This window comes from Acinetobacter sp. YH12132 (assembly GCF_013418645.1).
Classification (GTDB): Bacteria; Pseudomonadota; Gammaproteobacteria; order Pseudomonadales; family Moraxellaceae; genus Acinetobacter; species Acinetobacter indicus.
The window spans coordinates 1-7,434 of the sequence record NZ_VPBR01000028.1 but is presented as its reverse complement, the minus strand read 5'-3'; the positions used below and the strand labels follow the sequence as shown (position 1 = coordinate 7,434).

The window sequence follows — 7,434 nt, the reverse complement described above, 5'->3', positions numbered from 1 at the left end:
TGTTCAAATGGCGATTCAGCGTTTAATTGGTTTTGGGAAAAAAGAAGAGTTTAAGGAAATTTTGGCAATTTTAAGAAAGCAGAATCCTGATAGGATAAGGGTTCTGTGAAATTTGTCGTGTACAGAGGATATTTTTATTATTTAACATAAAATCTCTCGGGCTATGGGGAGATTCATGCCGCGCGGCAGTTAAAAGAAGTCCGCTGTAAAATAAAAAATGCCATTGCAGCAAGCACGGGGGGCAATGTGAGTATGTCGAAGAAAATCGCCAACTTTCTGCCATCGCTCTGGTTACTCATGTGTTTAACAGTAAAGCTGATCTGTATTTATCCCAATTAGACCATGACACTGTGGACCTGTTTATTCAGGCACTACAAGATGACTTTATCCTGATCAATCATTATGGAGAAGCATTCGGTCATACCCGAATTCATGAATCATTTTTAAAGTTACGTTTGGAAGAATTTAAACTTATAGCCCTGGTTTTAGCCTTCAAGGCACAACAACAGACTGGGTCAAGTGAATTTCAACAGCAGAGGGTGGAAGGCTAATACCAGCGATCTATAAAAATGGTAGAAAGAGGGTACTGTTGCAAATAGGGACCTAAGTCGATGATATTCGCTTCAAAAAAGCTTAGACACACTTCACCCTGATGTTGGCCATAATAAAATGACGAAATTTATCCTTTAAGGCCATATGGCTGATCTGATTGTTCACCTTGACTTATTAAAATCGTGGAACATTGATCAAATAGTAAGCGTGGAACGTAATAAATCATAAAAAAGCCCCGATTGGAGAAAAGGGGCTTTAAAGATTGTATTATACCATTGAAAAATAAAGAAAAAATATAAGAATTTCGTATAAGGTGTATTATGTTAATTTTAGAGAAACTACTAAATTATATTGAGTTGTAAATATTTGAAAATTCCGTTAAGATATTTTGGATTAAATTCTATTGCTAGATAGCATTCGTGTTGACTCATCTCTCCAAAAAACTTTGGTTTTGTTTTCTTATGATTTTTGCCATAGGATGGAGTAGTGTGTCTGTTGCATCAGTAAAGATAATGCATATCAATATGCAAACTGAAATGAGCCAAGATCATTGTTTAGATCAAGCACAGCAAGTCACTCAACATGGTATTAATCACGAAGTACAGACGAATACCGATTGCCATAATCATTTAGCTCTTAATCAGAATATAGATCACAAAAAGTGTCAGGAATGTTCTAGCTTATCCTGCCAGACACAGATCTCATGTCTTCATTCTTTGCAAAGCTCGCTAGATCCCCTAGATACCTTCTATTCTATAGATCAGCCTAATTTTTATTACCCCAACCAATATCTAAATGGGTATTGGCAAGAAATTTCACGTCCCCCTAAAGCTTAACCAATTTTTTTAAAATTTATTTATTTTTCAAAAATTAAGGTTAAGTTATGTCTCATAAAATTAGTTCGTACCTATTAGCAGGTATTTGTTTTGCATCGTCGCCTTTGGTTTTTGCCGAAGTGCGTGAATATCAGCTTGTTATTGATGAAGCAGTGGTCAGCCCAACTGGAAAGCCTGTAAAGCGCATTACCGTAAATGGTCAATTTCCTGCGCCTTTGCTTGAGTTTGAAGAGGGTGATGAAGCCATCATTCGCGTGAAAAATAATTTAAAAAACCAAGATTCTTCTATTCATTGGCACGGACTGTTGTTGCCGGGCATTATGGATGGTGTACCGGGATTTAATGGTTTTAACGGTATTAAGCCTCAAAGCGAGTATGTTTATAAATTCAAGATTCGCCAAAGCGGGACTTATTGGTATCACGCTCATTCTAAAGGACAGGAACAGGACGGCTTATATGGTTCTTTTGTGATTTATCCAAAAGGTAAAACACCATTGGCAGCACATGAAAAAGCTGAACGTGACTATGTGGTGATGTTGTCAGATTTTCATGAAAAAACCAGTGATCAAATTCAGAAAGATCTTAAAATTTCAGCTGAATATTATCAAGATCAGCGTGAAACCTTGGGTGATGTTTGGAAGCAGGTTAAACGTGATGGCATAAAAGCGACATGGTCTGACCGCAAAATGTGGAATCAGATGCGTATGCTAAAAACCGACATGTCGGATGTTACAGGTTATACCTTCCTCATTAATGGCAAAACACCTGAACAAAATTGGACAGGAATGTTTAAACCGAATGAAAAAATTCGCCTACGTTTTGTGAATGCATCTGCGATGTCTTTCTACGATGTCCGTATTCCTAACTTGAAAATGACTGTGGTCAGTGCTGATGGTCAGCCTGTAAAACCTGTTGCTGTGGATGAGTTTCGTATTGGCACAGCTGAAACTTATGATGTGATTGTGGAGCCAAAAGGCGGACATTATCAAATTGAAGCTGAGTCAATTGACCGTTCAGGCTATGCGATTGGTACACTGCACAATGAACTAAATCCTATGACACATGGCATTCATATGCCTGCACCACGTCCACGCTCACTTTTGACCATGGAAGATATGGGACATGGTGGCGGTGATCATGCAGGAATGGATCATTCGAAAATGAACCACGGCAATATGCAAGGCATGGATCACTCGAAAATGGATCATTCAAAAATGAACCATGGCGATATGCAAGGCATGGATCACTCGAAAATGGATCATTCACAGCATGGCACAGCAAAACCACAAGAAAATGATCAAGTGGTTTATGGTTGGGCAAATGCATCTACACCTGCGGGCAATAAAGCCTTGCAATATAGTGATTTAAAATCTTTAGAACCGCAAAAAGATACTCGTGAAGCTAGCAGTGAATTAGTAGTGCGTTTGGGCGGTACTATGGAGCGTTATATTTGGACGATTAACGGTAAAAAATTCAGCGATGCTGAGCCATTAAAAGTGAAGTATGGCGAGCGTATCCGTATCAAATTTATTAATGATAGTATGATGGCGCACCCCATGCATTTACATGGCATGTTTATGCAGTTGGAGAATGGTCAAGAGTCGGTAGATATGCCGAATAAACACACATTGATTGTACCACCGGGTAAAACAGTGACTGCTTTATTAACTGCGGATGAGTTGGGCGAATGGGCAATCCATTGTCATTTGTTGTATCACATGAGTGCAGGAATGATGAACAAGTTGATCGTGGCAAATGTTAGCGATGAACAAGTGTCTACAACGCCAATTCAAGGTACAAATTCGACTCAAACTCACCAAGTAACTGAGCAAAAAGGAGCTGGACATGCACATCACTAATTTTGTATTTAAAGCGTTTTTTTCTGTTGCGGTATTGAGTTTAACAAGCTTAAGTTTGGCGCACGAAGGGCATCATTCAACTGCTCAGACTGATGGAAAAAATGTACCATCAATGAATCATCAAGCGATGTCTGAGATGGATCATTCACAGCATTCTCCACAAGAGCATGCACAACACATGCAGATGATGGGGAAAATGAATCATACTGCACATTCAGCACCGATGAACCATCAACATGCAGGTCATCAGCCAATGCATCACAAATCAACAGAGAAACAGCAAGATCAAAAAGTACAGAAAGGAGATCAACATGCGCACCATTAATCTTTTTTCTAAAACTGTTTTAGCAAGCTCTTTGTTGATGGTCAGTGCAGTGAGTTTGGCACATAATGGTGAAGATCATAGTGCGCCTGAAAAAATGACAGTTGCTACATCTTCTAGTCAAAATCAGCCGATGCAAATGGATCGCTCTCAAATGAACCATAGCCAAATGAATCAGGCACAACATCAGGCAACATCTACGGTTAATCATTTACATCATGTACCAGATGCGAATGCTCAGCAGAGTTCGCATTATGATCATCGCTCAGAACACGGTGCGCAAATTTATGCGATTACGACAGTGGACAATAAGTGGCTTGTCAATGAAGATGGCACAGGTGATTTAAAGTCAGAGTTTGAAACCCGTATTGGCACAGATGAAAATAAGGTTTTTATTAAAATTCATGCCGATAAAGAAGAATCGCATGATGCACATTATGATGCCAAACTTTTATATAGCCGTATGATTTCAGACTTTTGGGATGCACAGATTGGTGCACGTTATCGTAGTGAAAAAGTTGAACTCAATGATCATCGCAAAGACACCGAAGAAAATGTTGATGCGGTGATTGGCTTACATGGTATGGCGCCATATTTCTTTGAAACTGATGCTTATCTCTATGCGGGAGAAGACAATTATGCGGGCTTTAGCCTAGAAACGGAACGTGATTTTCTGATTACGCAAAAGTTGATTATTCAACCTTATTTAGAGTTGGATGCTATCTTTAGTGATGACTCTAAATATGCGAAAAAAACTGGTTTAAGCAGTGCAACCGCAGGGTTTGAAACTCGCTATGAAATCAGTAAAAAGATCATGCCGTATATCGACATTGCCTATGAGTATTCAAAAGGTAATGATGAAACGTCGTGGCAAATAGAATCAAACTCTGAGAAAGGTTGGTTATATGGAGCTGGTGTTAGATTTAGATTTTAATTAATTTAATGATTACTAAATAGCTTTATTTAAATAAAACTCTAGCTTAATGTGGCCGGAAGCAAAATGTTAACTTATTTTGCTTCCTTCCATTTAACATAATGGCTGTTATGCGAAGTCGACTTGTAATGCAATTTGCATTACAATATTCCTAGTACATTAAATACTTGGGAAATATGATGGCTACTGTTAACTTCAGGATCGATGAAGCCCTTAAAGAAAAATCTTATTCAATCCTTAAAGAGCAAGGTATTACACCTACGGATTTCTTCACTAGTATTCTTGAGTATGTTGCTACGACTGGGAAACTGCCTGTCAAAAAAGCTTTGCTTTCAGAAGAAGATGAAGAATTATTAGCTCTTGTCCGTAAGCGCATTAATGATCCTAAAGAGATGTTTGAGGAAGTCACATTAGATGACTTATAAGCTTTTACGTCACAAGGACTTTACAGCAGAATGGGAAAAACTCCCTGTTGCTATACGAGATCAATTTAAAAAGAAACTAGCCAAAGTCATAGAGCAGCCACATATTCCAAAGAATATGCTTAGAGGCGATCTTGCAGGTTGCTATAAAATCAAATTATTAAAAGCTGGTGTCCGACTTGTCTATCAAGTTAAAGATGATCAGGTAGTTATCCTGCTCATTACCGTCGGAAAACGAGCTGATAGCATAGTTTATGACGAAGCGAAAAAGCGAATTAAAGACTAAAAATGGGAGCTTAAAGCTCCCATTTTTGTGTTATTCCCAAGTAGAAATGTCCTATACAGACATTTCCAAGTCAAGCACAGGATTCAGATTTCGTTGTTGAATTGCTGTTTTCTGTGCACGTCTTCTTGGCATAGATTGAGAACGATTGCGTTTGTATTGCTGTTCCAATTCTTCATGCTGTTGTTGAATATGATTGAGAACAGCACCTAAACGTTTATTCTCAACAATCTCTCGCTGGTTCAGCTGACTTAATTTATCGAAGATGCTGTAATTGATTTTTCTTCCCTGATATTCAATCGCGACTGTACCATCCGGGTATTCTAGGAACTCAAGATACTTACCAATCAATCTTTGGTTTTCTTCCGTGTTTTCCAGGAGATATACGCATTTATCATAAGTAATCGTCAGGCTATTCGTGACTCTGCGGGGTTCACGCCAAGTAAAAACATCATCTAACTCCTCAGCAGTTTCAGTAACAGTCCGGTGTAAATCCTTGGGATTAAAAGCCATCTTGGCGAACTTCTGATTGAACTGCTCAATGAAGCAGGGTAGCCAGGCATTCGCTTGCTCAATCGAACAGATGCCTTCCAGGCGCATTTCTTTGATCAGACGGTCCTGAAGCGTTCTATTGGCCCGTTCTACACGGCCTTTGGCCTGTGGTGAATTAGCGAAGATAATATCGATATTCAGGGTGCTGAGTACGCGCCCAAACTGGGTAATCTTGGTGTCTTTCTTACTGCTTTGATTCACCCTGAAGACTGAATGTTTATCGCTGTAAAATGCCAACGGCTTACCATGCTGCTCAATATACAAACGTGTTGAAATCATATAGTCAAAGGCTGATTCTGATTCACAGAAGCGTAAATGCTGCAATTTTCCTGTGGCATCATCGATAAACACCAGCAGACAGCATTTAGGGGCTCGACCTTCAAACCAGTCATGGTGTGAGCCATCAATTTGAATCAGTTCACCATAACAGTCCCGGTTATAACGAGGCTGATACGGGCGTTTCAGATGCTTGGATCGAGGAATCCATAAATCGGCTGCAATCATCCAAGAACGTAGTGTTTCCACCGAAATGTCGAATCCATGAATGGTAGTGAGCTTTTCATGCGCTAAAGTGGGTCCGAAACCATGCAGTTGATCCGAAACAATATTGAGGCACTTGAGTCTGAGTTCTTCAGGAAGCCTGGAGTTGCTGATTTGACCACGACCGGCATGGGCTAATGCAACTGGGCCTTGAGCTTTGTATTTCTGCAGTAAGCGTCTGATCTGACGCTCTGAAATATGAAGTAACTGAGCAGCCTGGGACTGGGTTATGCGTTGATCACAGATTTCCTGCAAGACCGACAATCGTTTAAGTTCTTTATCCGACATAGACACCAACATATCAAACCGTCCGCTAAGGAAATTGCAAAAATGCATATTCTAAAAGCGGACATTTTTACTTTGGAGAAACCGGACATTTCTATTTTGGGCTTACATTTTTGGCTTCGTATAAGGTGTATTATGTTAATTTTAGGAAAGGCTCTAGACTAGCAGAATGATTATGTTAGTCTAGAGCCATATAATTAACATTATTGAAGTATTTTACATGGCAATTTTTCGACATTCTTCTGCACACTGACGGCAAGCCTCAGCACATTTTTTACAATGATCATGTGAATGTTTTTCACACTCTTCCGCACAATATTCACAGATCTTAGCACAAAGCTCACAAATCTCTTTGAGGAAAGGTGAGTTATGTTGTTGCATACGCACACATAACTGACAAATATCTGCACATTCTAGACAACGTTGAATACATTCACGCATCATCTCTAAATCTTTTTCTTTTAAACAAGAAGTTGCACATTCAGTACAAATAAGTGAACAGTTTGTACATGCAGAAATACACTCTGAAAATTCCGTATTAATCATTTTTTACTCTCAATTTATATAATCAAAGAAATAATTAAAACATAATTTTTTTCTACTAATTATTTTAAATTATTAGTAAATGTAATACATAATGTTAATTTATATGAATAATGTTAATTTTACCTAAATCTTATTTATATTCCAAATTATTAAAAAACTGTTTTTAATTAGGATAGGGTAATCCCCCCTAAAAATAATAGGATCTAAAAGTAGAATTTTCTCTTAAGATACGAGCAGGAGATTCTGCATGAAAACATCTAAATTTACTGACAGTCAGATCATGTCCATCTTGAAACAGGCAGA

Annotated in this window: 8 protein-coding genes; 6 read left to right on the top strand and 2 right to left on the bottom strand. The window is 38.6% G+C overall.

All coding sequences use genetic code 11. From position 1 onward, the window contains the following. The first annotated feature begins 299 nt into the window (after positions 1-299). The 6 genes from FTU67_RS13895 to FTU67_RS13870 all read left to right on the top strand — a co-directional run bounded on the left by FTU67_RS13895 (position 300) and on the right by FTU67_RS13870 (position 5,211). Complete coding sequence (locus tag FTU67_RS13895; protein WP_104988057.1) at positions 300-551, top strand: DUF4041 domain-containing protein; 252 nt, start codon at positions 300-302, stop codon at positions 549-551. Positions 552-1,435: 884 nt separating this feature from the next. Further along, a complete protein-coding gene (locus tag FTU67_RS13890; RefSeq protein ID WP_154320113.1) occupies positions 1,436-3,247 on the top strand; it encodes a copper resistance system multicopper oxidase in 1,812 nt (603 codons plus the stop codon). After that, positions 3,234-3,572 carry a hypothetical protein gene (locus FTU67_RS13885; RefSeq protein WP_104988059.1) on the top strand — a complete coding sequence of 113 codons (339 nt, stop codon included), beginning with the start codon at positions 3,234-3,236 and terminating at the stop codon, positions 3,570-3,572. Before FTU67_RS13890 ends, FTU67_RS13885 begins: the two co-directional genes overlap by 14 nt. After that, entirely contained in the window at positions 3,559-4,503 is a 945-nt protein-coding gene (locus FTU67_RS13880) for a copper resistance protein B (protein ID WP_004668309.1), read from the top strand. The genes FTU67_RS13885 and FTU67_RS13880 overlap by 14 nt, the downstream gene beginning before the upstream one ends. Before the next feature lie 179 nt (positions 4,504-4,682). After that, positions 4,683-4,928 carry a type II toxin-antitoxin system RelB/DinJ family antitoxin gene (locus FTU67_RS13875; RefSeq protein ID WP_104988060.1) on the top strand — a complete coding sequence of 82 codons (246 nt, stop codon included), beginning with the start codon at positions 4,683-4,685 and terminating at the stop codon, positions 4,926-4,928. Then, positions 4,918-5,211, top strand: coding sequence for a type II toxin-antitoxin system RelE/ParE family toxin (locus FTU67_RS13870; RefSeq protein ID WP_000221358.1), 294 nt, complete (start codon positions 4,918-4,920; stop codon positions 5,209-5,211). Before FTU67_RS13875 ends, FTU67_RS13870 begins: the two co-directional genes overlap by 11 nt. A gap of 51 nt (positions 5,212-5,262) precedes the next feature. On the opposite strand, the gene FTU67_RS13865 is transcribed toward FTU67_RS13870, so the two are convergent. Beyond that, positions 5,263-6,588: an ISNCY family transposase gene (locus tag FTU67_RS13865; RefSeq protein ID WP_160232252.1), complete on the bottom strand. Its 1,326-nt coding sequence runs from the start codon at positions 6,586-6,588 to the stop codon at positions 5,263-5,265. 213 nt (positions 6,589-6,801) lie between these two features. Continuing rightward, positions 6,802-7,131: a four-helix bundle copper-binding protein gene (locus FTU67_RS13860; protein ID WP_004641881.1), complete on the bottom strand. Its 330-nt coding sequence runs from the start codon at positions 7,129-7,131 to the stop codon at positions 6,802-6,804. Positions 7,132-7,434 lie beyond the last annotated feature (303 nt).